Source organism: Photobacterium sp. DA100, from assembly GCF_029223585.1.
In the GTDB taxonomy this organism is placed as follows: Bacteria; Pseudomonadota; Gammaproteobacteria; order Enterobacterales; family Vibrionaceae; genus Photobacterium.
This window is the reverse complement of sequence record NZ_CP119424.1, coordinates 868,378-890,404: the sequence shown is the minus strand read 5'-3', so window position 1 is coordinate 890,404 and position 22,027 is coordinate 868,378. Positions and strand designations below refer to the sequence as shown.

Here is a 22,027-nt window from a genome sequence, read left to right as displayed (position 1 = left end):
TGGCTCCTAGCTTAGTCGGTAGTTCCCACTTCAACGGCAATGGCAGTCGCTTCCCCCCCGCCAATACAACAGGCAGCAATACCACGCACCGGTCGGCCAATACTGTGGTGCAGGCGGTTGAGGCGATGAATCAGGGTTACAATGATTCTGGCCCCACTCGCACCGATCGGATGCCCAAGTGCACACGCCCCACCATCGGGGTTTACACGCTCGGGATCGATGCCTAACTCTTTGGTTGCAATTTGGGTAACAACGGCAAACGCCTCGTTTATTTCCCAGCTGTCCACTTGTTCAGCCGACCACGAAAGCTTATCTAGCAACTGGCGGATGGCATAAACAGGGGCGACCGTAAACTCCGACGGATGCCTTGCATGGCTGGCATGGGCGGTGATGACAGCCAAAGGCTTGTGGCCCTGCTGCTTGGCAAGTTTACCGTCCATTAAGATAAGCGCGGCGGCTCCGTCGGAAATGGAACTGGAATTACCGGCCGTCACCGTTCCCCCTTCGGCAAACGCTGGACGAAGGACTGGTAGCTTGGTCAGGTTGATTTCGTTGGGATGCTCGTCTCGGCAAACAACAACGTCCCCTTTGGGATTGGCAACCTTGATCGGTATGATTTCACTTTCAAACCACCCCTGCTCTTGGGCTATCAACGCCCTTTCTACAGACTTAACAGCCCATTTATCCATACTTTGGCGAGTATAATGGCGCTCATCGGCCACTTTCTGGGCATAGACGCCCATCAGATCACCATCATAGGCATCCTGCAAACCATCAAGGAACATATGATCGTGTAGCGTACTGTGCCCCAATCGCAGGCCGGAACGAATCTTACTCTGCAGGTATGGCGCATTGCTCATGCTCTCCATTCCACCGGCAACAACAGTCTGGTTAGTCCCTACCAGGATGGCATCATGGCCCAGCATGACGCTCTTCATACCAGACCCACACACTTTGTTGATGGTGGTACAGCCAATACTTTCAGGTATCCCCGCTTTTAGCGATGCTTGCCTGGCGGGTGCTTGACCACAGCCAGCAAGCAACACATGGCCCATCAGTACTTCATCAACCATTTCTGGCGAAAGCCCGGAGTGCTCTAATGTACCTTTGATGGCAATACTACCCAGCTCGGAAGCACTCAGTGACGATAATTCCCCTTGAAAACTGCCTATAGGTGTTCGGTTTGCCGCGATGACCCACACTTCCTTACCCATATCAAAGCCCTCTTGGTGTGCTGTATCTCTGCAGGCGATTTCTTGACGTTTACGTAAGCATAGCACTAACATTTACGTAAACGTTAAGAAACAACTCCAATACACATTGCAGCAGTGAAGCCATTACCTGACATTGGGGGCCAAGCAAGGTGGAAACGTTCAAAATAAGCGAATTAGCCAGAGAATTTGACATCACCACCAGAAGCATCCGTTTCTATGAAGATGTGGGATTATTGCAACCCGACCGGCAAGGTAATACGCGCATTTACCAACGCCGAGACAAAATCAGGCTGAAACTCATTTTACGTGGCAAAAGGCTGGGGTTTTCTCTGGCTGAAATTCGTGAGCTGTTTGATCTATACGACACCAATCAAAGCTCATCGCAACTCAACAAAATGCTTACCATCATCGATACCAAGCAAGAGGCACTGCAACGCCAACTCGAAGATATCAATGTTGTGATGACCGAATTACAAATTGCCCGTGACAAATGTCTGCAGGCTTTGAATATCCAAGTGCCAAATAATCAGCAAAAGCCTTAATCCTACTGACAACCGGAGCGCTTATGAGAGATAGCTTCACTCCTTTGAATTATGGCCTAGGTGAGACCATTGATCTGCTACGCGAACAGGTAAATGGATTCGCTGAGCAAGTCATTTGCCCTCTAGCAACAGATATTGATAGAGACAACCAGTTTCCCAACCATCTTTGGCCCTTAATGGGTGAGATGGGGCTACTCGGTGTCACCGTTAGTGAGGAGTATGGCGGTGCTGATATGGGCTACCTTGCCCATGTGGTGGCGATGGAAGAAATCAGTCGCGCATCGGCATCTGTCGGCTTGAGCTATGGTGCTCATTCCAATCTCTGCGTCAATCAAATATACCGCCACGGGACTAATGATCAGAAGGCCAAATTTCTCCCCCCGTTGATCAGTGGTGATCATATCGGTGCATTGGCAATGAGCGAAGCCAATGCAGGTTCGGACGTTGTCAGCATGCAACTCAAGGCCGATAACCACGGTGACCATTATATTCTCAACGGCAGCAAAATGTGGATCACCAATGGTCCAGATGCAGATACCGTCGTTGTCTACGCAAAAACCGCGCCCGATGAAGGTTCACACGGTATTTCTGCCTTCATTATCGAAAAACAATTCCCCGGCTTTAGCCATGCGCAAAAACTCGACAAACTTGGCATGCGTGGCTCCAACACCTGCGAACTGGTTTTTGACAACTGCGTAGTGCCGGCAGAGAACTTGCTCGGGGAGCTCAACAAAGGCGTACAGGTTCTAATGAGCGGCTTGGACTTCGAGCGAGTTGTATTGGCCGCAGGCCCGCTGGGGATCATGAGAGCCTGCATGGATCTCGTGCTCCCGTATGTTCACGACAGAAAACAATTTGGCCGCTCGATTGGCGAGTTCCAACTCGTCCAGGCCAAAGTCGCTGACATGTATACCCGCACCAATGCCGCCCGTGCCTATGTCTATACCGTTGCTCAAGCCTGTGATCGCGGCGAAGCCACCCGCAAAGATGCCGCTGGTGTCATTCTCTATGCAGCTGAAATCGCCACCCAACTTGCACTCGACACGATCCAGTTGCTGGGAGGAAACGGCTATATCAATGAGTTTCCAGCAGGGCGGCTCCTTCGCGACGCCAAACTCTATGAAATTGGTGCAGGCACATCTGAAATACGCAGGATGTTAATTGGGCGCGAGCTTTTCGAGGAATCCAAATAAGGACGGAAGATGGCAATAATCAAGTCTACAGTCAACCGAGACGATACATTTTTCTCCAACAATTTCCGTAACATGGCCGAAATTGTCGACCAGCTGCAGACACATGTTGAAGCCATCAAGCAAGGCGGCGGATCAAACTCACAGCAAAAGCAGCAAGAGAAAGGCAAGCAACCGGTACGAAAAAGAATTCAAGCACTACTCGATCCCGGCAGCGAGTTTCTCGAAATCGGCCAATTTGCCGCTTGGAATGTCTACCCCGAGCCGATCCCTTGCGCTGGGGTTGTCGCTGGTATAGGACGGATCGAGGGCATTGAATGCATGGTGGTAGCCAATGACCCATCGGTCAAAGGGGGAACCTACTACCCCCTCACGGTAAAGAAGCACCTACGGGCACAAGAGATCGCGGAACGGTGCCACCTACCCTGTATCTATCTGGTCGACTCCGGTGGCGCCAACCTGCCCCATCAGGCAGATGTGTTTCCCGACCGCGATCATTTCGGTCGAATTTTTTATAACCAGGCAAGGATGTCCGCCAAGGGTATCCCGCAAATTGCGGTTGTTATGGGTTCCTGTACCGCTGGAGGGGCCTATGTCCCCGCGATGGCTGATGTCTCTATTATCATCAAAGAGCAAGGCACGATTTTTCTTGCCGGTCCCCCTCTGGTAAAAGCGGCTACCGGCGAAATCGTCACCGCAGAGGAGCTGGGGGGAGCATATGTGCATTGCAAAACATCGGGAGTCGCTGACTACTTTGCCAACGACGAGCAACATGCCATCGAACTGGCAAGGCAAGCGGTCGAAAGTTGTGGCCTTCCCTCGTTTGCACCACTGAACCAAAATGCCGCTGCCCCACGATATCCAGCCGACGAACTGTTTGGCATCGTCGGCACCGACTTGCGAACACCGTTTAACATCAGAGAAGTGATCGCACGTATTATTGATAACTCGGAATTCGATGAGTTCAAAACACTATACGGTACCACCTTGGTATGTGGTTTCGCCAAAATCTATGGCCAACAAGTAGGCATTGTTGCTAACAACGGCATTTTATTCTCAGAGTCGGCACAAAAAGGGGCCCACTTCATCGAGTTATGTTGTAAGCGCAAAATCCCCCTGTTGTTTTTGCAAAACATCACCGGTTTTATGGTCGGCAAGAAGTGTGAGTCCGAAGGCATTGCCAAGCACGGGGCAAAAATGGTGATGGCGGTTGCGTGCGCCGATGTACCCAAGTTTACCGTTATCATCGGTGGCTCCTACGGGGCTGGCAACTATGGCATGTGCGGCCGGGCATACAGCCCCACCATGATGTGGATGTGGCCCAATGCCCGCATATCGGTAATGGGGGGAGAACAGGCTGCGGGGGTTTTAGCCCAGGTAAATCGCGACAATAAGCAACGCCACGGCGAAAACTGGTCGGCGGATGAAGAAGAGGCGTTCAAGCAGCCAATACGCGAATTATATGAGCAACAAGGCTCCCCTTACTATGCCAGTGCCAGACTTTGGGATGATGGCATCATCGACCCTCGTAACACGCGCGCGATTGTCGGCTCGGCCCTTCATGCCAGCCAAAGGGCACCGGAAACAGACAGCACTTTTGGCATATTTCGAATGTGAGGCGGAAGCATGAATCCAATTGGCTCCAACCACCAATCTTCGGCACTAGAGCTCGATAGCAACGATGTTCTATTTGCAATCGATGAGCAAGGCATAGCCACTATGACTCTGAATCGGCCTGAAAAAAGCAATGCCTTCGACAGCCAGTGTATATCGAACATGCTGGCCATCCTGCTTCATGTTAAGGCAAGCCGTAAAATCAGAGCCCTTGTGTTACGTGCGAGCGGTAACCATTTTAGTGCCGGGGCCGATTTGAATTGGATGAAATCTCAGGCACAATTTAGCATGGAGGAAAATATCAAAGATGCCGAAAAACTTGCCGACTTGCTTCACCAACTAGATACGCTCCCCATACCGACAATAGCCTTAACCCAGGGCGCGGCCTTCGGTGGAGCCCTGGGCTTAATATGCTGTTGCGATATTGCCATAGCCAGTAAAGATTCCCGTTTTTGCTTGAGCGAGGTCAAGCTCGGATTGGTTCCCGCGACCATTGGCCCCTATGTCTGTCGAGCCATGGGCCAACGGCAAGCTAGGCGATATATGCTAACCGCAGAGCTTATCAGTGCCGCGCAAGCCAAAGAACTCAACATCATTCACAAAGTAGTAGCCAGCGCCCAATCCTTAGATCTGCAACTGACTCATTTTGTTCGCCAGATCACGGCAAACAGCCCCAACGCGGTTCGTGAGGCCAAGTCACTTTGCCGATTATGCGAATCGCCAATCATTGACCCCTCGCTGCGGAAAAAAACCAGCGAAATCATTGCCCAATTGAGAGTCTCCCCCGATGGGCAAGAAGGCTTAAAAGCTTTTCTGGAAAAACGTCAACCTAACTGGCTTGCTCATCATGATTAAACGACCTGATAGTTCATGCGACTTCCCCAAGTCTGTTCGTATCTATGAAGTGGGGGCCCGGGATGGGCTGCAAAATGAAACACCTTTGTCCACCCAAAGTAAGGTAGATTTCATAAACTTATTGTCACAATCTGGCCTCAGTCATATCGAAACAGGCGCTTTTGTCTCTGCCAAACGCGTCCCCCAGATGGCCGATTCGCTCAATGTAATGCATGCAATCAAACGGCAAGACAACATTGTCTATTCAGCTCTTGTTCCCAACATCCAAGGTTTCGAAATGGCGCTTAGCGCTCAGGCCGATGAAGTTGCCATTTTTGCCTCAGCCTCTGAAGGCTTCAGCCAACATAATATCAATTGCTCGATTAGCGAAAGCCTAAAACGCTTTGAGCCAGTGATGGCATTGGCGCAGCTTCACGGTATTCCTGTAAGAGGCTACTTATCGTGTGTTATCGATTGTCCTTATGATGGCCCGACCCCAGCAAACCAAGTACTGCAAATCACCGAGCAACTAATCGGTATGGGCTGTTATGAAGTCTCCCTGGGAGATACTATCGGTACAGGTACCCCTTTCAAAGTTGCCAACTTACTGGACACCATCAATAGTCAAATCCCAAGCCGTAAAATTGCCGTGCATTTTCACAACACTTGGGGCCAAGCCTTACCAAATATTTATCAGGCATTATCGATGGGGATCGATACCATAGATGCCAGTGTCGCAGGGTTGGGAGGTTGCCCATACGCACCAGGGGCGAGCGGCAATGTTGCCACCGAGGATGTCGTCTACCTGTGCCATCAATTAGGGATCGAAACGGGTTTAAATTTAGACGTCTTGGCTGCTGCAGGATGGATGATCTGCCAGCAACTCAACATATCACCACGCTCCAACGTATCTATGGCGCTGAAAGCTCAACAGTTACAGTAAATCGTACTGTCCATGCAAAAAAAAGTGGTAACTGCACGAGTTACCACAAACTCACCATGAGCTACATTTCTATCCATATAATGAAGTGGGCCTCCAAGGGTTAATTAATATGTTTCAGAACGCAGGAAACGTTGCTCCGCCTCCAGTTCATTGACTGCTCGCCACAGCTTTTGTTCTCGCTCCTGAAGTTTGTCATGCAATACACTGCCAGGCTTCACCCTGAGCATTTCATTCGGTCCAATAAATTGCTCGGCTTCGTTATTAAACAGCAGCCTGAACTCTTCCATGGTCGGAAGGCGATTGTTATGCTCCTCAAATGATTCAAATATATCAACAACTTTGTGCGAAACATCCCTTTTTATTCCTTCAAAATCAACACAATCCATCATCTTCTCCAAATATCAAATCACAAGTGTTAATCAATTTAGACCTCTATAATAGTAGTTAAACATTCGTTATTTATTAATGATTGACATTTTTATGCGTAACAAATTATTTCACATAATAAACTTATGTTTTAATTGATTTAAAGGAATTTGAACAGTCTTCATTTAAGGTGTTGCGATTCAAATTTGTTTTAATTTTTTAGAATCAGATCTCATTTTCATAAATATTACCACTTGTTATGTAATCAATGCCTTACCAGTCTATACTTGTCTATATATCAATAAGTTCCTATTATTCATGTGGTTATTGGGAGATATGAGATGTGGCGGTGTTGTTCTCCCTTTGATTATTTTTTCAAGTATGTTACACCTAGTTGTATCGTCGCTATTCTATGTCTATTTCCCTTTGCTACATCAGGCACTGAAATAAAAGAGGAGCCCTACGACATCTATTACGACAGACTGTATTCGGATATCAATGATGAAGACAGTTTTCAAGATTGGATAGATGACACGCAGGATACCATTTCAGATACTGTCTATGACTATAGCTCTTCCATCGATCACTTTATTGCCAAAAAAGACGAAGAGTTACCCTTGACCAATCGTAGCTACCTTCGGTTAAAACTGAAAAGTAGATACACACACCGCGAATATTTCGATACTGATGCAAGTGTAAAGCTTAAAATTGATCTTCCCCATACTGAAAAAAACTGGAAGTTCGTCCTAGATACTGACCCTGATGACTTTGACCGTCTAGAAGACAAACAGCGTGGTATCAGTAACAACTCCGACAGTAGCCTGTCTGGCGCTGTAGGCGGGGTGCAACTACAAGGGCAGCAATGGGGAAAATGGCGAACAAATCTCGACCTCGGTTTGAAAATCAAACTTCCACTCGATCCATTCGCCCGAGCCGATTTGAGGCGTATTGATAGGCTTAGCCATAAATGGACTAGCCGGATTAAACAAGAAGTCTTCTATTATGATTCCAAAGGCCCCGGGGCACTCACCTCACTGAATTTTTACTTTGCCAGCCCAGAAGATCCCAGCACTATCCTTAAAATCAGCTCTTCGGCACAATATTTGGACACGGATGATAATTGGGAGTTTGTACAGCAGGCAGAAATATTCGACCGAATCAACCAAGATAACTTACTGCAATATTCCATCGGTTTTAGCGCCGACTCCACACCGAATTATTCAATCACTAACTCTTGGGTTTCAGTAGCATGGAAGCACCGATTGTATAGCGACTGGCTATATATGAGCATTACCCCGGAACTGGATTTCCAGGATGCATTTCAATATAAAGTGAACCCGGGGATCATGTTTGAGCTTGAACTATTCTTTACCGCTGAAGGCGGATTAGACAGGTTAGCCAGAAAAATCCCTAATCCAACTAACTAGCTATAAACATGGCTAACTCTTGCAAACAAACCACCACCACGTTATCAGCACTCCATGATAGATTTACATACTAATCAGTAATCTATCATGGAAATGGATATCGGCAAGATATTACTGTGGCAGCTCTATCTGGATAAGCTCGCCATCGTTGACTTCGAAATGTAACGACACCGTGCCCTGTTGGTGAGTTTGCTTGATGACCTTCACTTCACGGTTGGGGAAACGATTACTCACAACAGCCACAAGCTCTGACAGCAGTTTTTGTTTATCATCACCGGATAGGTTTACTCCAAGGGACATTTAACCTCCAAACAAAATGATTCTGTTAGAAATAAACGACCAAGCGGAAAAAACCTTAAGTAACTTCAGGATTTAGCTCGTGGATCAGCAGAAATCCACCGCTACTTTTTAGACGGCAATTTTGCTGTATACCACCGTATGGCTAAGCTCCCCTGACGGTAAGCGTCTTTCATTTTTCTTCAGGCATTCAAATTCAAAACCACAGCGTTCGGCAACAGCACGGCTTTGGGTATTCTGCTCTGCTGCGGTAATTTCAACACGGTTAGCATGTAACTCCTCAAAAGCATACGCTGTCAGCCGTTCGACAGCCTCTGTCATGTAACCACAGCCATATGCCGAGGTTCTCAGCCAATAGCCTATTTCAAAATAAGGGACGGCTTTGTCCTTTATTAGTAATCCTACCGCCCCAACAAACCTGCCAGATTCTTTCTCGATAATGGAATATCGAAGCTCTCCCTCAAAGGCTTCAAAATTGGCTATCGCTTGCTTTGTATTCTCAATGGATGCATCTTCAGTCAAGGCATTGGGCACCCAAGGTAAGTACACCGCGAGTTCATTCTGGCTTTCGAGTATCGCCTCCAGCATCATTGGCGCTCTTTCCAGACAAGGAGGCAATAGTTTTAACCTTTGTGTTTCCATATTCCATTCCCTAACAACACCCTGACCACCATACTAAATCACCTGCATATACTCAATAAAAAGGCTCCTGATTACAGCAGCCTTTTTGTATGAATGTAATACTTTGGTTGGAAATCGCTAGCACGCTTCTTCGGCAGCACTGCATACCTTTTTCTGTACAGTGTTAGGAGCGGGCTCGTAGTGACTCAGTACCATACTGAAACTACCCTCACCGCCCGTCATAGCCCTCAGGCGCTGGGAGTAATCCAACAACTCATTTTGCGGGATCTTCGCCTGTAGCGAGGTAAAGTTATTCTCTTCAGACTGGGTACCTAATATCACTCCTCGGTTAGCTGCTAAATCTCCGCTAATATCACCGACAGAGTCCGTTGGAATCTGCAGGTTAAGCTCTACGATTGGCTCTAACACGATAGGGTTAGCATTATTCACAGCATCAAGGAATGCTTTCTTACCTGCTATCACAAAAGCGATTTCTTTTGAGTCTACAGAATGATATTTACCATCATAGACGGTGACTTCTATATCATGAATCGGGTTTCCGGATATCGCCCCTTCCTCTACCGCTTGCCGGATCCCCTTCTCCACTGCAGGGATCAAGGATGTCGGAATAGCTCCGCCCACCACTTTATTGACGAAAACAAAGCCCTCCCCACGATCCAAAGGCCGAACTTTAAGCTGTACCTCACCAAACTGTCCCGCACCGCCGCTTTGTTTTTTGTGACGATAGTGACCTTCTGCTTGCTGGGTTATCGTTTCGAAATATTCAATACTCGGCTGCTCGGTATTAACGTTGAGCTTATAAACCGAAGCCATTTTCTCCAGTGCGATTTTCAAGTGGAATTCACCCTGGCCACCCAAAACAGTTTCATTGGTACGGGTACGATGTTCAAGGCACAGGGAGGGATCTTCGGCTGCTATTTTATTGAGCACCTCCGATAGCTTCTGTTCATCCCCCCTTTTGGTCGTTTGAATCGCCAAGCTATACATCGGTGCTGGAAAATCGATAGTTTTCATGATGACTTCGTCTTCATCATGGGAATCATGGACCACTGAGTCAAAATTCAAGTCATCCACTTTTGCCAAGACACAAAAATCACCAGCCCGAGCATTGGCAATCTCTAGACGCTTCTTGCCTTGTAGCTGATATAAGTGCCCAACTTTAAACGCCTTGCTGTTCTCACCGATAAAAAGCTGAGAGCCCGCGTTGATTTCGCCTTGGAAGACCCGCAAATAAGCCAGTTTCCCCAGGTACGGGTCAACACTAACTTTATATACATGAGCCACGGTATGATCTAGCTGTTCACAGTCAACCCGAACCTGCTGGCCATTTTTTTCCAGCATTGGCGGATTACCTTCCGAAGGCATCGGCATAATTTCTGCTAATGTTTGCAGCAACAGTGAAATCCCCAGCCCTGTTTCCGCCGAGACACAACAAATGGGAATGACATGACCTGTCCTTAGGGCTTCTTCAAATGGATCGTGTAACTGCTCAGCTGTGAGCGAGGAACCTTGCTCAAGGTACAGCTCCATCAATTTCTCATCAACCTCGATAACCTGATCGATTAGCTGTTCATGCGCAGTCTCAACGCTACTCCATAGGGTCGACGCGTCATAATCTGGCTTGAAGTAGCAATCGACGACCGATTGCCCATCGCCCGACGGCAAGTTGATCGGCAAGCATTCCTGGCCGAAGTGAGACTGCAGTTGGTCGATGAGCTGCGGCACTTTGTCCGGATTGAGATCGACTTTGTTAATGATGATCATCTGACACTTCTTCTGCGACTGGGCAAAAGCAAATAACTTCTCTGATACTTGGTTCAAAGGTGTATTGGCATCAAAAACTAAGGCTGAAGTTTCAACAGCGGGATAGATACTCAACGTCCGCCCCAATAATTCAGGCAAGCCCGGGGTATCGATAACATTCATACGGTGCTTTTGCCAACAAAGAGCGGCTGGCGTAGCTTCGATACTGTGTTGATAATGGATGGATTGGTCATCAAAGTCCGTGACAGTGTCACCCTCTTTGACACTTCCGAGATGTGTAGAGCATTCTGACTCAAACAGCAGGCGCTCAATCAAGGTCGTTTTACCTACCCCACTTTGACCAACTACTGCGATATTGCGAATTTCATTCATAGACATAACTGCCTCCGAAGATCAGAAAGACAAACGCTAATTTTTCAGCATGCATGGCGGTCTCCCGCCTTCTCGTCTTCCAGGTCAATTTTCGGATGGGTACGTCCATAAGCAGAGGCCCAAATCGCCGCAAGAATATTAGTAAGAATAACCAAAATTTACTATTTCATTGTCTCGAATAGCTTGCGCCGATTGGCTTCGTTTTAATGTGAGTTATTTCATACGGCTGAAGATTGTCTGATTTTTGTTACAAAAAAAGGCTGCATTTGTGACATTCAACATAGGGTGGATTTCACAATAGCAGCCTTATATTGAATTATTGATTTGCTCAGGCAGCTTCTCAGCCTGATGAGTTAACTAGCCATTTCTCTTTTCTGTGACAGATACTTAATCCAGCTTTTTGACGCAGTAGTTGACTCAATGTTGTCTGCCTGTTTAGCAAAGATAATCGCTTTTTCTAGATTGTCGAGCTTGTAATACGCACGTACCTTGGCAAGCGCGACATCGGCCTCACGCGCTTTGTCGCTGACTTTATCAAGTTCAGCAATGGCTTGCTGATAGTCGCCTTGCTGAAGGAGCAACTGGGCCAAAGACCAGCGATGTTTGTTATTCAATGCTGCCGCTCTATGCCATACAGAAATAGATTTATCCCATTCTTTGGCAATCTGCCAATACTGCGCTTGCAGGACTAAAAGATCCACATCTGAGTCGGCACCATCGAGTTGAGAATACACAATTGCGGCTCGCTCAGGTATACCACGCTGGGCATAGAGTTGGGCTAAGGTCTTCAAATCTTGCTGGGACAAATCCACACCTTGCCTTCGCGCCAACGCTAACGTCTCCAGTGCAGATTTGGAATGCCCGAGACGCAGCTGAATACCTGCCGTCTGCTGCCACCAGACAAGCTTGTTTGGCTCAAGAGCAATCAAGCTTTCCAAGGTCAGCAAAGCCGCTTTCCATTGCTTAAGCTGAAGCTGGGCACCGAGCTTGATTGTTAAAGGTTGAACATCAAGTTTACCCGCCAATTTCGCATATGCATTTATCGCAGTAAGTGATTGTTGCCACTCGGAAATCTGATAATGTGATTGGGCAATGCGTAGCCACAGCTCATCTGCTTTTTGGTTCTCAGGAACGTTGTTACTCAAAGCGTAATAGTGTGGCAACGCCTGCTTGAATTCTTCGCTAGTAAGCAAAATATCAGCAAGCATACGCTGGGTAATCCAAGCCTGCTCGTCCTGCAACAAACCTGAATTAACGGCATCAGTCAGGTTCGCAATCGCCTTGGTTTTGTTGTTTTGCTGCCAATAGAACACCCCGAGCATACGCTGAACATACGCTTTGTCATAAGCTCGAGATGGGTTTATCCCCTCTAGCAAGGCAATTGCTTCAGTCAGTTTTTCATCTTGCTGAAGGGCGTGAGCCCGCTGTACCCGCCCCGCGGTATACTGGGAAAGCTCAGCGCAAACAGCCAGTTGAGGCATTAGGCCAAGCGGCAGTGACAAGGCAACGAGTAATGTCAGTTTCTTGATCATTTCTGTATCTTAAAATCCAGTCTAAGCGTTTGACCAACCTGGGCAATCGACTTGCCATCAACAACTTTAGGCTGATACTTCCATTTTCTAAGTGCTTGAATGGCCTCCCGCTCAAAAAGACGGCGTGGCTTGGCGTCCAGCACGCTGATATCTGTCGGGCGGCCCTGAGGATCAATGGTAAATGACATCACCACATAACCTTCAGCACCCTGCTTCTTTGCCCTTGATGGATACTTGGGTTCAACACGATATAGCGGTATCGCCTGCTGATTGGCACCAAAATCTGAAAACGTCGGGGCATTGATTGCTAAACCCGATACCGATGCCTGCAAATTCAAATTCAGATTCGGCATTGAAGACGACATTGTATTGGTGACAGTTTGATTAGTGGCTTGTGGCATTGCCTGCGGTGGCGGTTCAGGTGTTTCAGGCGGCTCCGGCACTGTTCGCTGCCGGCGTTGGGCCTCGCGCTCCTGCTCTACCATCACCATATCAAATGCCAGCAGTTGCTTCTCAACTTCAGGACGTTGGCTTCCGTTATCGACCATCCATGCCATAAACGTGAACAAGCCCAACGCCATTAGGAAAGCCGCAGGAATGGCAATCAGTACACGTAGCATTAACGCTTCTCCGCTGCCAACGCAATCTTTTGTACACCTGCGCCTTTTGCCGCATCCATTACTCGAACAACGGTGCCGTTGTAAGCATGTTCGTCAGCCTGGATCACAAGCGATGCTTCAGGCTGCTCGAGCAGCAAATGCTCCAGCGTGGCCTGAACGCGCTCAACATCAACAACACGTTTGTCAATATACACATCATTGGCTGAGGTAATAGCAATAAAAATACCCGCATCTTTCTGGCTTATCACGTTACTGGCCTGAGGGCGATTCACTTCAACCCCAGACTCGCGGACAAATGAGCTGGTGACAATGAAAAAAATCAACATGATAAATACAATATCCAGCATAGACGTCAGGTCTACCTGGGCATCTTCACGGGCTGAAGACGGACGACTCAGTCTCATTGCTGACTCCTCAATAGTTTTTCTAACTTTATTTCGCGCTTGTAGCAGGACTTGGATAAACGTGAATGTACAAACATCCCCGATAGCGCCGCAACCATACCGGCCATGGTAGGCAGTGTGGCCAGGGAGATCCCGGATGCCATCAACCTTGGCTGGCTGCTCCCTTGGGTGGCCATCACGTCAAACACCGAAATCATACCGGTTACCGTCCCCAGCAAACCAAGCATTGGACAAATGGCTACCAGTACCTTGATCAAGTTCAGGTTTTGGTTGAGCGCGATATGCGCTTGGCTCAACCAGCCATCGCGTATTGAACGTGCATACCAAGAGGAATGGTCAATCCTTGCCTGCCACTGTTCCAGCCATCGTTGCCGTTGTTTCGGGTAGGTAATGAGCAGGTATAACACCCGCTCAATCACCAGAATCCAGCAAAACATCACGACCGCGGCCAGCCACCAGAGCACCTGACCTCCTTGATTCATAAAGGTCTCTAGTGAGTATTTCCAAGCATCAAAGAATGAAGCTTGCACTAGCGGAACTTCATACAGGTTGCTTTCCATTATGCGGTCATTCCTGCTTTTTCAGCTTGCTCGGCTACCAGGCTGATACCCTGCTTTTCAAGAATGCTACGGATAGTTTCAGCTTGGGTCGTCAACATATTGTGCGCCAGTAACAGAGGCATTGCCGCTACCAAACCCAAAACTGTTGTTACCAGAGCCATAGAAATCCCCCCCGCCATCACTGTGGGGTCGCCATTACCAAACTGAGTGATCACCTGGAAGGTTTCGATCATACCGGTTACCGTGCCCAGCAGCCCCAGCATCGGCGCTAGAGCAGCCAGCAGCTTCAACATCGATAGGCCTTTCTCCAAGCCTTGCTGCTCATCAACAATAGTTTCTAGCAGGCGAAGTTCCAGAGCCTCTACACTGCGGTTTGGCTCTTTACTGTAAACACTAAGCACTCGGCCTAAAGGGTTATTGCCCGGAGTTTCAGGGGTTTTAAGCTGTTTCTTGATCTGCTGGCGAATCGCAAACAGCTTGGTGCCGCGGATAAGGCCAATACCTAGCCCAACGGCAAGCAAGCCAAGGATGATCTTACCGACCACGCCACCGTGCTCGATACGATCTTTAAGCTCAGGTGCATTGGCCAGCTGTTCGAGCATAAATCCGCGAGAGGGGTCGACGACCATAGCTAGCATGCCGCCCTGCTCCAGTTCGGATAGCTGATTGCTAACAGGGCCGTTTTGAGGCTGTTTCAAATACGGTTTAGCTGAACCACGTTTTCCATCCCAGGCAAGGTAGCCTTGGTCGCCTATTAGGCCAAGGCTACCTAAACGGTATGCATCGACGTTGGCACTTTTACCCTGGCCATCGATAAAGGGTACAGATACCGCTCGAAGCTCACGGCTTGCTACAATTTGCTCTTCTAGCCCTTTCCACAAATCCGTGAGTTCTTCTAGGGAAGGCAGTGTTCTTGCGGCAACGATGCTGTCGACAACCTGGCGGTAATCGTTACGGTCAACACCGGTTACAGAGAATGCCATTTCCGAATCAAGATCTTTGGCAGCTTGACGAACAACGCCAAACAGCTCACCTAAGCTGCCAGTTTCTAGTCGGAGCTGCTCTTCCAGTTTCGCCAATTCGTTTTCATTTTTGCTGAAAGTCGTACTTAACTTGTCAGTGTCTGCTTGCAGTTGCTGGCGCAGCTTAAGTAAGGCATCACGTTGGGCCTTGAATTCTTGCTCAGTCAACTTGAAGCCCAGTTCACGCTCGGCATTATGCTGTTGCTGAACTTTCGCTTCCTGAAGGGTATCTTGTACCAGCGACGTATTTGCCGAAACGACAGGAACAGAAAACAGGTACAACGCTGCCACTAACGCTTTGATTTTCATGTTACTTAGTCTCCACGTTAACTGAAACAGGCAGTGTGATTAGGCTAGGTGCAGCTTGCTTTGAAGCGATGGCAAATGCCTTGTTGATATCCGAAGCAAAGGCGTGGTCAAGTGATTGCCATACAAACTCTTTTTCGTTCCATGACCAGTAGTTTTTGCCATCTAAGCTTCGGGCAACAAGGGAAACACGGCCAAGGTAGAGCATGTCCGCTTCAAGCACACCACTTTCAAGCGCGACTTGGCCTTGGTAGATCCCCATCTTAGTACCGTAATCGAGTTCGATTTGGTATGCCTCAAGAATTCGGCGATATTTTTCAGCATCACTAATATCCGCCTGAACCATCATCTTTTCCAGCTTTTGAATTCGCTCTAGCCGTTCTTCTTTACGAATCGGCTTGTCTAATTCAACATTGATTTTCAGGCCATCAAGCATGCTGTACATCAGCGGGACTATCCCCTGACGGGTATCTTTGATCCCTTCAATCTGCTGATTAAGGCTAGCTTTCTCTAGGTTCTGGCTTAATACCAAATTTGCAAGGTGGTCGTGGTAGACCTGAAGATTTTTCACTTCTTCCTGAAGCTGCTCGATTTCCGCTTTCATCGAAAGCGTGGCTTCAGCACTGCGGTCAATTTTTTCCTGGCTGCTGGCAGAGGCCGCATTCATTGAGCTTTCTAGGTTACGAGCTTCACCCAGTGTACTGGCTTGCACGCCAGCGGTGAGACTAAGTACCAATAGCGCGAGGCTAGTTTTCTTGATATTCATTCTTAAAATCAATGCACTAATAACAATTAAAAATCTTCAATCTATGAAGGCTATACCAAAAACAAATAAACCCATCCAGTCGTGGCCGATGAGTGACAGTCAAGATACACCAAATTAAAGTAGATACCATTTGGATTTCATCATTGATAACACAACTAAGGGGGAAAGCACGCTGCTCCCCCTTATTAATCCATTTAGTAACGCACTTGCAACGTTGCGATGAAATTACGTCCTTCACCGAGTGTCACATTGGTATTGTCCCCCCCCATCATGTAATCAGTATCAAAGACATTCTCGACATTGAATCGTGCAATGAAATCTAGGTCCTGATCATAATGGATAGTATGTGACACGCCCATGTCGATACGAGTATACGCATCTTTCTTAAACGTATTGGCATCATCGCCATAGCGCTCACCAACGTAAGTCACACCCAGGTTAACATTGGTATTGTTCTCAAACGCGTAACGAGACCAAATTGTCGCACCAAACTCTGGTACATCAGCCGGGCGCTTACCTTGATAATCCGCATGGCTCTTATACTCAGCGTCTAGATACATCGCGTTGCCGTGCAAAGACAACCGATCTGTCAGGTAACCTTGCAATGCCAATTCTGCACCACGGTGGACTTGTTCACCGCCTTGTGTTTTGGTGTAGGTACCATCCGAGTGTTGAATATCAAGGGCAACATCTTCCAGCGCAATATCGAACAACGCACCAGTTACAAACAAGCGCTCGTCAAAAAGCTCCCATTTGGTTCCCAACTCATACTGTTTACCCTTGCGCGGCTTCAGGTGCTCACCATCATTACGGTACTCTTTGCCTTTACCACTTGTGACTTCACCCTGTGGTTCAAAGCTTTCCGAGTAGGAAGCATATATAGAACCGTTACTGTGCGGGTGATAAATTACAGCAACTTTAGGCGTGAGTGCATCTTCGACAAGATCACTGCCTTTGGTTTCTTCACGGTCATAGCGAAGTCCAGCCAATGCTTGCCACTGATCGTTGAACGTTATCATATCTTGAATATAGAAACCGTAAGAGTCACGCTCTGTTGGTGTTTTAGGCCCTGCATTCTTGTAGCTCAAGCCGTCTGGCTTTTCGAGCGGCTTACCAACCTCAGCGGTTAGCCCTTTAATCGAGTCAGTTTTTCCAAGGTAGTAATAACCCAACCAGTTGGAGCCAACCAGTAACTGATGGTCAACACCTAGTGCCGAAAATTCACCGACAAAATCAAGATACGCTGTATCAAACTGCCAGTCATCCAGTCGGTCGTAACCTTGGTATTCGAATGTGCCCGTTTCTGGGTTGTATGTCTCAGGCTTGGAGAAACTTTCGGTATCGTGACGCAAGAAGTTCTGGTGATTGTAGCTCGCAGACATACGCCACACATTTGTCAGTTGAGCACTGATATCGAACCCGTAGTTTTCGACATTGTTTTCAATTTCTGACCACTGGGCATCCCAAATATGGTTTTCGCCCAATACCACTTCACCGTTTTTCACGTATGCACCCGAGTCTACACCGCCCTTGTCACGTGTTTTATCGTAGTGAACAGACACAGTGACGTTGTCGTTGACGTCATAATCAACAAACAACCCGCCGACAAATCGTTCTGTTGATGGAGTGCTGCCGTCAGTATACGTACGCCAATTGTCATAGGTTTGCTGTGAAACAACCGTACGGGCTCGCAACGTCTGCGCTTCATTCAACACGCCGCTGACATCGACAACTGTACGTGATTCATTATCTGAACCAATATCCTGGCTAACATTAACCTGAGTCTCGTAAGTGGGCTTCTTAGAAACCATGTTAATCAGACCACCTGGTGCTGATTTACCATACAGTAGACCCGAAGGGCCTTTGACAACTTCCACTCGCTCTAGCAGTTCTATCGGCTGGCGATAATGAGACCAATGCTGTTTGCCATCGCGAAGGAAGCCGCTTCCACTTTGCAGCTCAAAACCACGCAGTGAGTAAGTGACTCGGTTACGAGTTTTATCTCCAATGGACACACTGGAGTCGTTCTCGAGTACTTCATCCAATGAGCTTGCACGTTGCTCATCAATCAGTTGTTCATCAATGACAGATACCTGCCCCGCGGTTTCCAACTGGCTCGCTTCAATACGCATAGCTGTTGTAGTGGTATCAGCCTTGTAACCATAATCTCGGGCGGTTACCACCATGTGTTCATCAACATCTGTTGTTGCAATGTGCTCTTGGGCATAGGCAGTTGGCGCAGCGAGGATTGCACCGATAAGTAAAGTCAACTGACTTTTGTTAAACATATTCCGTTACTCCAGATCATTTCAGATACAGCGCCATATTGTTGGTTTATTTATTTGGCGGCTTAGTCGTACCCACATGCATTTTTGTGCTGGAGGGAATATAAGTGATAAGCATTACCATTTGCAGATAATTTACATTCTTTGCATTCGTAAAGGCCTGTAAACGTACGTCAAGCTGTTACCGCTCTCAGTTCTCCATACAGGAAATGTGTCATTTTCATGGCAGACAGGTATAATGCGATGTTTTTTTAAATTATCGGTACATTTGAAGTGACAGAAGTAAACCTAGATAACGTTCGTCAGCAACTGACAGCCCTTAACCTAAAAGCAGACAAAATGCGTATCGTCACCGTCTCTGCGATGGACGAGGATGTACTTGAGTCGTGTACATCTAACGAGGGTGAATGTTTCTATAACAGCTATATGAATGTCATCTACGGTAAAGGTGAGCGCTACGTTCTCGGCTATCGCCTAGAAAATGAAGTGGTTGACCATGCAATTATCCGTAAAGGCGATCAGTACTTTGATCCTACGCTGCAGGCCGAAGGTGACTTCAAAGAATACCAGTACGCTGTAATGGCTGAATTCACAGTCTTCGACATGATGAAGCATGCCAAAAGCAATAAAGACTTTCCGCCGGACGTAGACTATATCTTCAGCAAAGCCAGTAAATTCAAAAATGTAATCGATGTTGAACGACTAAAGAAATAACACAAAGCCCGATGTATTCGCATCGGGCTTTATTTTGCATGAAAATCAAACTGTTGTAGGCAATTTAACTCTAACCCTAAAACCATTTGTGAGGTTTTCCGCACCGACCCTACCGTTCATAATAGATACCGCTTCCTTGACAATAGCAAGCCCCAGCCCGTATCCACCCGATTGTTTCTCACGCGAAGACTGTACCCGGGTAAAGGGGTCAAAGATGGTGTCGATGCACTGTGGTGATATACCTTGCCCGTCATCTTCGACCCACAGTTCTAACTCATTATTTTCCGTGGCACTTACCGATACACGGATATACGCTTGCTCACCCGCATACTTGATGGCATTGCCAATCAAATTATTCAAAATACGCAAGATCAACCCGTGGTCTACCAGCGCAAGCTGTTCAACGCTTGCACCTGTGTAGCACAGCGTTTGATGCTCCATTAAGGCATCCTGCATTTTTTCAACTTGTAATACACACAGACAGGAAAGATCCGTAGGATGCAGCTTTAACTGATAGCTGGCATTTTCAAGCCTACTGTATTCGAGGATTTCGCTAACCAGTACATTCATTTCTGTTGATTCGCGCTCTAGGCGAGCTAACAAGCCATGGTACTCTTGGGGGAGTTTGCGTCTTAGCAGGTGTATAGCCAAATCATGACGCGCCAAAGGTGTTTTCAATTCATGGGAAACATCCCTGATCAAGCACTTTTGTTTCTCTGACAACGCATTAATACGGGTGGTCATATGATCAAAACTATTTGCCAATGCGGAAAACTCGGTCACCGTATCACCCACTTCACGCCCCACCCTTACCGAGAAATCACCTTCGGCTAAACGATGGCTAGCTATCTTCAGCTTATTTAGCGGCGTTTGTAAATACCTTGCTAACAGCAGTGACAGCGCCCCGAGAATCAACCCCGCAATCACAACCTGAATTATCGTGAAGTAGTAAGTAAAGTAACGCGCTGGATGACGTTCATATGGAAACTGTATGACCAAGGTATGCCCTGTCCTCAGTGGAAGCGCTATGATTGGCTGGTTTACCTTGTTATCAAAAATGGTGTCAATATCTCGGGCAAATTGCAGCTTGAACTCGAAGTGAGGATGCATATCCCGCCCACTTATCACCTGCTGATTGTGATCAAGCACAAATAAATAATATCTCTGTCCTCGCTCCCAATCGGCCAGTTCATCCATATCGCCTGCTTGGATATTTACTTCAGCCTGATAGGACAACTCAACCATTTCTGTTTTGATTTTCTCAGGGATATGCAACAACACCCTTATCATCGCGGCTTCTGCAAGATGCTGCAGCAATAATATGATAAACAAGCTAAGCGCAAACGACGAAAACAGCTTGAACGCCAACCCCTCGCGATCACCCAAGCAAAATGCCGATCTTAATTTACGAATAACAATACAACTCATTACAACTTACAGGTGATTTTTTGCTAGAGTAACATAAGGCTGAGCGAAATATGTATTTGTTTCTTTACTTAGACACCACCACACTGAGCACCGTCTCTTGCGGATTATTTCGTGCTTATTATTAATTCATGTACCAAATTAACAAATTTTGTTTACACACCTGTCTTATTCGATGTGTATAAGGTTTAATAACCCCAGAGATAGCCGAAAGATACAACAGCAATTTTATTTGCAAGGACGCCACAAATGAAACGCTTCATCATTCTGACTTCGTGTATGTTGCTATGGGGATGTAGCAGCGGCATCTATATCAAAGTCCCTGATGAGATTGCAACCAGCTCTCGCGAAACGGGCTACCTTGCCGGTAGTCTAGGTGTGACGACAGAGTGGCCGTCGACCGGTGAGGGTATCATTACCACCCTCTCCATTCGCCCCACCGGTAAAGCCGAAACAATCACGTTAACAAACACGCAGAAAAAATCCGATTTTGAGTCGGTAACTGACAAAGGCCAAATTTTCGTTGCTGAGCTTCCTGTTGGGCGCTATGAAATAAACCAAGTTCAATTCAAAGGCACCAATGGCCGGCAAACTGTACGCTCAAAATCCAACCAGAATCTGGCGATATATTTTGATATTAGTGAACACCAAGTCACGTATATCGGGCAATTCCTGACATCTAGCCTGGTTGCTAATAGTCAACTTTGGAATACCCCATACCCTACAGGTTTCGGTGTTATTCGCCACAGTTACCAAGCAGATAGAGATCGAGCCCTAATGACGGAGCGCTATCCCGAAATCGAAGTGTTTTCTTTCTACGAGGCGAATTTGGATGGATATGAGGCTAATAAACTCGCCTCGAAGTTGCTTGAAAAGTAAATGAGCGATTGTACATTGACGCCATTATTGAAAGGGGATCTCAACTTGGATAAACACGTCCTCCAAGTCGCGATCCTCGTGCCACCGGTAGTCCAAACGTAACCGAGGTGACTGACCGTTTGCACCACCGATACCAAAGCTCATTTGTAAACCGTATTTCTTGATCAGCTCTTTGATTTCATCCACATCAAGCAAGTCATCCTCAGCAAACTTCTCGGGCATCCATACCCCCAAACCATAAAAGCTGGACGATACGGTCGAAGACAAGAAAGGCGAATCAAACTCTCGCGCCCAATTATCCCAAAAGCT

General features: G+C 47.3%; 22 protein-coding genes. 8 read left to right on the top strand and 14 right to left on the bottom strand.

Annotation, left to right across the window (positions count from 1 at the left end; translation table 11 throughout):
• Positions 1–11 precede the first annotated feature (11 nt).
• Entirely contained in the window at positions 12–1,214 is a 1,203-nt protein-coding gene (locus PTW35_RS21790; RefSeq protein WP_281028955.1) for a thiolase family protein, read from the bottom strand.
• 149 nt (positions 1,215–1,363) lie between these two features.
• Between PTW35_RS21790 and PTW35_RS21785 the strand changes: the two genes are divergently transcribed.
• From PTW35_RS21785 to PTW35_RS21765, 5 genes are read left to right on the top strand one after another with little or no spacing between them, the layout of a single operon-like run.
• Positions 1,364–1,756: a MerR family DNA-binding transcriptional regulator gene (locus PTW35_RS21785; RefSeq protein ID WP_281028954.1), complete on the top strand. Its 393-nt coding sequence runs from the start codon at positions 1,364–1,366 to the stop codon at positions 1,754–1,756.
• Positions 1,757–1,779: 23 nt separating this feature from the next.
• On the top strand, positions 1,780–2,949 hold the full coding sequence (locus PTW35_RS21780; RefSeq protein WP_281028953.1) for an isovaleryl-CoA dehydrogenase: 1,170 nt from the start codon (positions 1,780–1,782) through the stop codon (positions 2,947–2,949).
• 9 nt (positions 2,950–2,958) lie between these two features.
• Positions 2,959–4,563 carry a carboxyl transferase domain-containing protein gene (locus PTW35_RS21775; RefSeq protein ID WP_281028952.1) on the top strand — a complete coding sequence of 535 codons (1,605 nt, stop codon included), beginning with the start codon at positions 2,959–2,961 and terminating at the stop codon, positions 4,561–4,563.
• A 9-nt stretch (positions 4,564–4,572) separates the two neighbouring features.
• Complete coding sequence (locus PTW35_RS21770; RefSeq protein WP_281028951.1) at positions 4,573–5,415, top strand: enoyl-CoA hydratase-related protein; 843 nt, start codon at positions 4,573–4,575, stop codon at positions 5,413–5,415.
• A complete protein-coding gene (locus tag PTW35_RS21765; RefSeq protein WP_281028950.1) occupies positions 5,408–6,337 on the top strand; it encodes a hydroxymethylglutaryl-CoA lyase in 930 nt (309 codons plus the stop codon). Before PTW35_RS21770 ends, PTW35_RS21765 begins: the two co-directional genes overlap by 8 nt.
• 104 nt (positions 6,338–6,441) lie before the next feature.
• Here PTW35_RS21765 and PTW35_RS21760 read toward each other — a convergent pair whose 3' ends face one another.
• On the bottom strand, positions 6,442–6,726 hold the full coding sequence (locus tag PTW35_RS21760; RefSeq protein WP_281028949.1) for a hypothetical protein: 285 nt from the start codon (positions 6,724–6,726) through the stop codon (positions 6,442–6,444).
• 318 nt (positions 6,727–7,044) lie between these two features.
• Between PTW35_RS21760 and PTW35_RS21755 the strand changes: the two genes are divergently transcribed.
• Positions 7,045–8,130 carry a hypothetical protein gene (locus PTW35_RS21755; protein WP_281028948.1) on the top strand — a complete coding sequence of 362 codons (1,086 nt, stop codon included), beginning with the start codon at positions 7,045–7,047 and terminating at the stop codon, positions 8,128–8,130.
• A 111-nt stretch (positions 8,131–8,241) separates the two neighbouring features.
• On the opposite strand, the gene PTW35_RS21750 is transcribed toward PTW35_RS21755, so the two are convergent.
• The 10 genes from PTW35_RS21750 to PTW35_RS21705 all read right to left on the bottom strand — a co-directional run bounded on the left by PTW35_RS21750 (position 8,242) and on the right by PTW35_RS21705 (position 18,703).
• Positions 8,242–8,430, bottom strand: a complete 189-nt coding sequence (locus PTW35_RS21750) for a hypothetical protein (protein ID WP_281028947.1) — start codon at positions 8,428–8,430, stop codon at positions 8,242–8,244.
• A gap of 108 nt (positions 8,431–8,538) precedes the next feature.
• Positions 8,539–9,069 carry a GNAT family N-acetyltransferase gene (locus tag PTW35_RS21745; protein WP_281028946.1) on the bottom strand — a complete coding sequence of 177 codons (531 nt, stop codon included), beginning with the start codon at positions 9,067–9,069 and terminating at the stop codon, positions 8,539–8,541.
• Positions 9,070–9,186: 117 nt separating this feature from the next.
• Positions 9,187–11,211, bottom strand: coding sequence for an elongation factor G (gene fusA, locus PTW35_RS21740; protein WP_281028945.1), 2,025 nt, complete (start codon positions 11,209–11,211; stop codon positions 9,187–9,189).
• A gap of 347 nt (positions 11,212–11,558) precedes the next feature.
• Positions 11,559–12,737, bottom strand: a complete 1,179-nt coding sequence (locus PTW35_RS21735; RefSeq protein WP_281028944.1) for a tetratricopeptide repeat protein — start codon at positions 12,735–12,737, stop codon at positions 11,559–11,561.
• The gene (locus PTW35_RS21730) at positions 12,734–13,357 is read right to left on the bottom strand and encodes an energy transducer TonB (protein ID WP_281028943.1); all 624 of its coding nucleotides are present in this window, start codon (positions 13,355–13,357) and stop codon (positions 12,734–12,736) included. Before PTW35_RS21730 ends, PTW35_RS21735 begins: the two co-directional genes overlap by 4 nt.
• The gene (locus PTW35_RS21725) at positions 13,357–13,761 is read right to left on the bottom strand and encodes a biopolymer transporter ExbD (protein ID WP_044621131.1); all 405 of its coding nucleotides are present in this window, start codon (positions 13,759–13,761) and stop codon (positions 13,357–13,359) included. The genes PTW35_RS21730 and PTW35_RS21725 overlap by 1 nt, the downstream gene beginning before the upstream one ends.
• On the bottom strand, positions 13,758–14,243 hold the full coding sequence (locus PTW35_RS21720; RefSeq protein WP_281029122.1) for a MotA/TolQ/ExbB proton channel family protein: 486 nt from the start codon (positions 14,241–14,243) through the stop codon (positions 13,758–13,760). The genes PTW35_RS21725 and PTW35_RS21720 overlap by 4 nt, the downstream gene beginning before the upstream one ends.
• Positions 14,244–14,320: 77 nt before the next feature.
• On the bottom strand, positions 14,321–15,652 hold the full coding sequence (locus tag PTW35_RS21715) for a MotA/TolQ/ExbB proton channel family protein (protein ID WP_281028942.1): 1,332 nt from the start codon (positions 15,650–15,652) through the stop codon (positions 14,321–14,323).
• A 1-nt stretch (position 15,653) separates the two neighbouring features.
• On the bottom strand, positions 15,654–16,415 hold the full coding sequence (locus PTW35_RS21710) for a DUF3450 domain-containing protein (protein WP_281028941.1): 762 nt from the start codon (positions 16,413–16,415) through the stop codon (positions 15,654–15,656).
• A gap of 194 nt (positions 16,416–16,609) precedes the next feature.
• Positions 16,610–18,703: a TonB-dependent siderophore receptor gene (locus PTW35_RS21705; RefSeq protein ID WP_281028940.1), complete on the bottom strand. Its 2,094-nt coding sequence runs from the start codon at positions 18,701–18,703 to the stop codon at positions 16,610–16,612.
• Between the two features lie 270 nt (positions 18,704–18,973).
• On the opposite strand from PTW35_RS21705, the gene PTW35_RS21700 reads away from it, so the two are divergent.
• Positions 18,974–19,414, top strand: a complete 441-nt coding sequence (locus tag PTW35_RS21700) for a hypothetical protein (protein ID WP_281028939.1) — start codon at positions 18,974–18,976, stop codon at positions 19,412–19,414.
• A 45-nt stretch (positions 19,415–19,459) separates the two neighbouring features.
• Here the strand turns inward: PTW35_RS21700 and PTW35_RS21695 are convergent, their stop codons facing one another.
• Positions 19,460–20,842: a histidine kinase sensor domain-containing protein gene (locus PTW35_RS21695; RefSeq protein ID WP_281028938.1), complete on the bottom strand. Its 1,383-nt coding sequence runs from the start codon at positions 20,840–20,842 to the stop codon at positions 19,460–19,462.
• A 246-nt stretch (positions 20,843–21,088) separates the two neighbouring features.
• Between PTW35_RS21695 and PTW35_RS21690 the strand changes: the two genes are divergently transcribed.
• A complete protein-coding gene (locus tag PTW35_RS21690) occupies positions 21,089–21,718 on the top strand; it encodes a hypothetical protein (RefSeq protein ID WP_281028937.1) in 630 nt (209 codons plus the stop codon).
• 24 nt (positions 21,719–21,742) lie between these two features.
• Here PTW35_RS21690 and PTW35_RS21685 read toward each other — a convergent pair whose 3' ends face one another.
• Positions 21,743–21,940, bottom strand: coding sequence for a hypothetical protein (locus tag PTW35_RS21685; protein ID WP_281028936.1), 198 nt, complete (start codon positions 21,938–21,940; stop codon positions 21,743–21,745).
• Positions 21,941–22,027 lie beyond the last annotated feature (87 nt).

Bases quoted from the DNA above. Each gene is read 5' to 3' on its own strand.
- PTW35_RS21790 (WP_281028955.1), bottom strand. From the start codon at position 1,214: ATGGGTAAGGAAGTGTGGGTCATCGCGGCAAACCGAACACCTATAGGC.
- PTW35_RS21780 (WP_281028953.1), top strand. From the start codon at position 1,780: ATGAGAGATAGCTTCACTCCTTTGAATTATGGCCTAGGTGAGACCATT.
- PTW35_RS21775 (WP_281028952.1), top strand. From the start codon at position 2,959: ATGGCAATAATCAAGTCTACAGTCAACCGAGACGATACATTTTTCTCC.
- PTW35_RS21770 (WP_281028951.1), top strand. From the start codon at position 4,573: ATGAATCCAATTGGCTCCAACCACCAATCTTCGGCACTAGAGCTCGAT.
- PTW35_RS21765 (WP_281028950.1), top strand. From the start codon at position 5,408: ATGATTAAACGACCTGATAGTTCATGCGACTTCCCCAAGTCTGTTCGT.
- PTW35_RS21760 (WP_281028949.1), bottom strand. From the start codon at position 6,726: ATGATGGATTGTGTTGATTTTGAAGGAATAAAAAGGGATGTTTCGCAC.
- PTW35_RS21755 (WP_281028948.1), top strand. From the start codon at position 7,045: ATGTGGCGGTGTTGTTCTCCCTTTGATTATTTTTTCAAGTATGTTACA.
- PTW35_RS21750 (WP_281028947.1), bottom strand. From the start codon at position 8,430: ATGTCCCTTGGAGTAAACCTATCCGGTGATGATAAACAAAAACTGCTG.
- PTW35_RS21745 (WP_281028946.1), bottom strand. From the start codon at position 9,069: ATGGAAACACAAAGGTTAAAACTATTGCCTCCTTGTCTGGAAAGAGCG.
- fusA (WP_281028945.1), bottom strand. From the start codon at position 11,211: ATGTCTATGAATGAAATTCGCAATATCGCAGTAGTTGGTCAAAGTGGG.
- PTW35_RS21735 (WP_281028944.1), bottom strand. From the start codon at position 12,737: ATGATCAAGAAACTGACATTACTCGTTGCCTTGTCACTGCCGCTTGGC.
- PTW35_RS21730 (WP_281028943.1), bottom strand. From the start codon at position 13,357: ATGCTACGTGTACTGATTGCCATTCCTGCGGCTTTCCTAATGGCGTTG.
- PTW35_RS21725 (WP_044621131.1), bottom strand. From the start codon at position 13,761: ATGAGACTGAGTCGTCCGTCTTCAGCCCGTGAAGATGCCCAGGTAGAC.
- PTW35_RS21720 (WP_281029122.1), bottom strand. From the start codon at position 14,243: ATGAATCAAGGAGGTCAGGTGCTCTGGTGGCTGGCCGCGGTCGTGATG.
- PTW35_RS21715 (WP_281028942.1), bottom strand. From the start codon at position 15,652: ATGAAAATCAAAGCGTTAGTGGCAGCGTTGTACCTGTTTTCTGTTCCT.
- PTW35_RS21710 (WP_281028941.1), bottom strand. From the start codon at position 16,415: ATGAATATCAAGAAAACTAGCCTCGCGCTATTGGTACTTAGTCTCACC.
- PTW35_RS21705 (WP_281028940.1), bottom strand. From the start codon at position 18,703: ATGTTTAACAAAAGTCAGTTGACTTTACTTATCGGTGCAATCCTCGCT.
- PTW35_RS21695 (WP_281028938.1), bottom strand. From the start codon at position 20,842: ATGAGTTGTATTGTTATTCGTAAATTAAGATCGGCATTTTGCTTGGGT.
- PTW35_RS21690 (WP_281028937.1), top strand. From the start codon at position 21,089: ATGAAACGCTTCATCATTCTGACTTCGTGTATGTTGCTATGGGGATGT.
- PTW35_RS21685 (WP_281028936.1), bottom strand. From the start codon at position 21,940: ATGCCCGAGAAGTTTGCTGAGGATGACTTGCTTGATGTGGATGAAATC.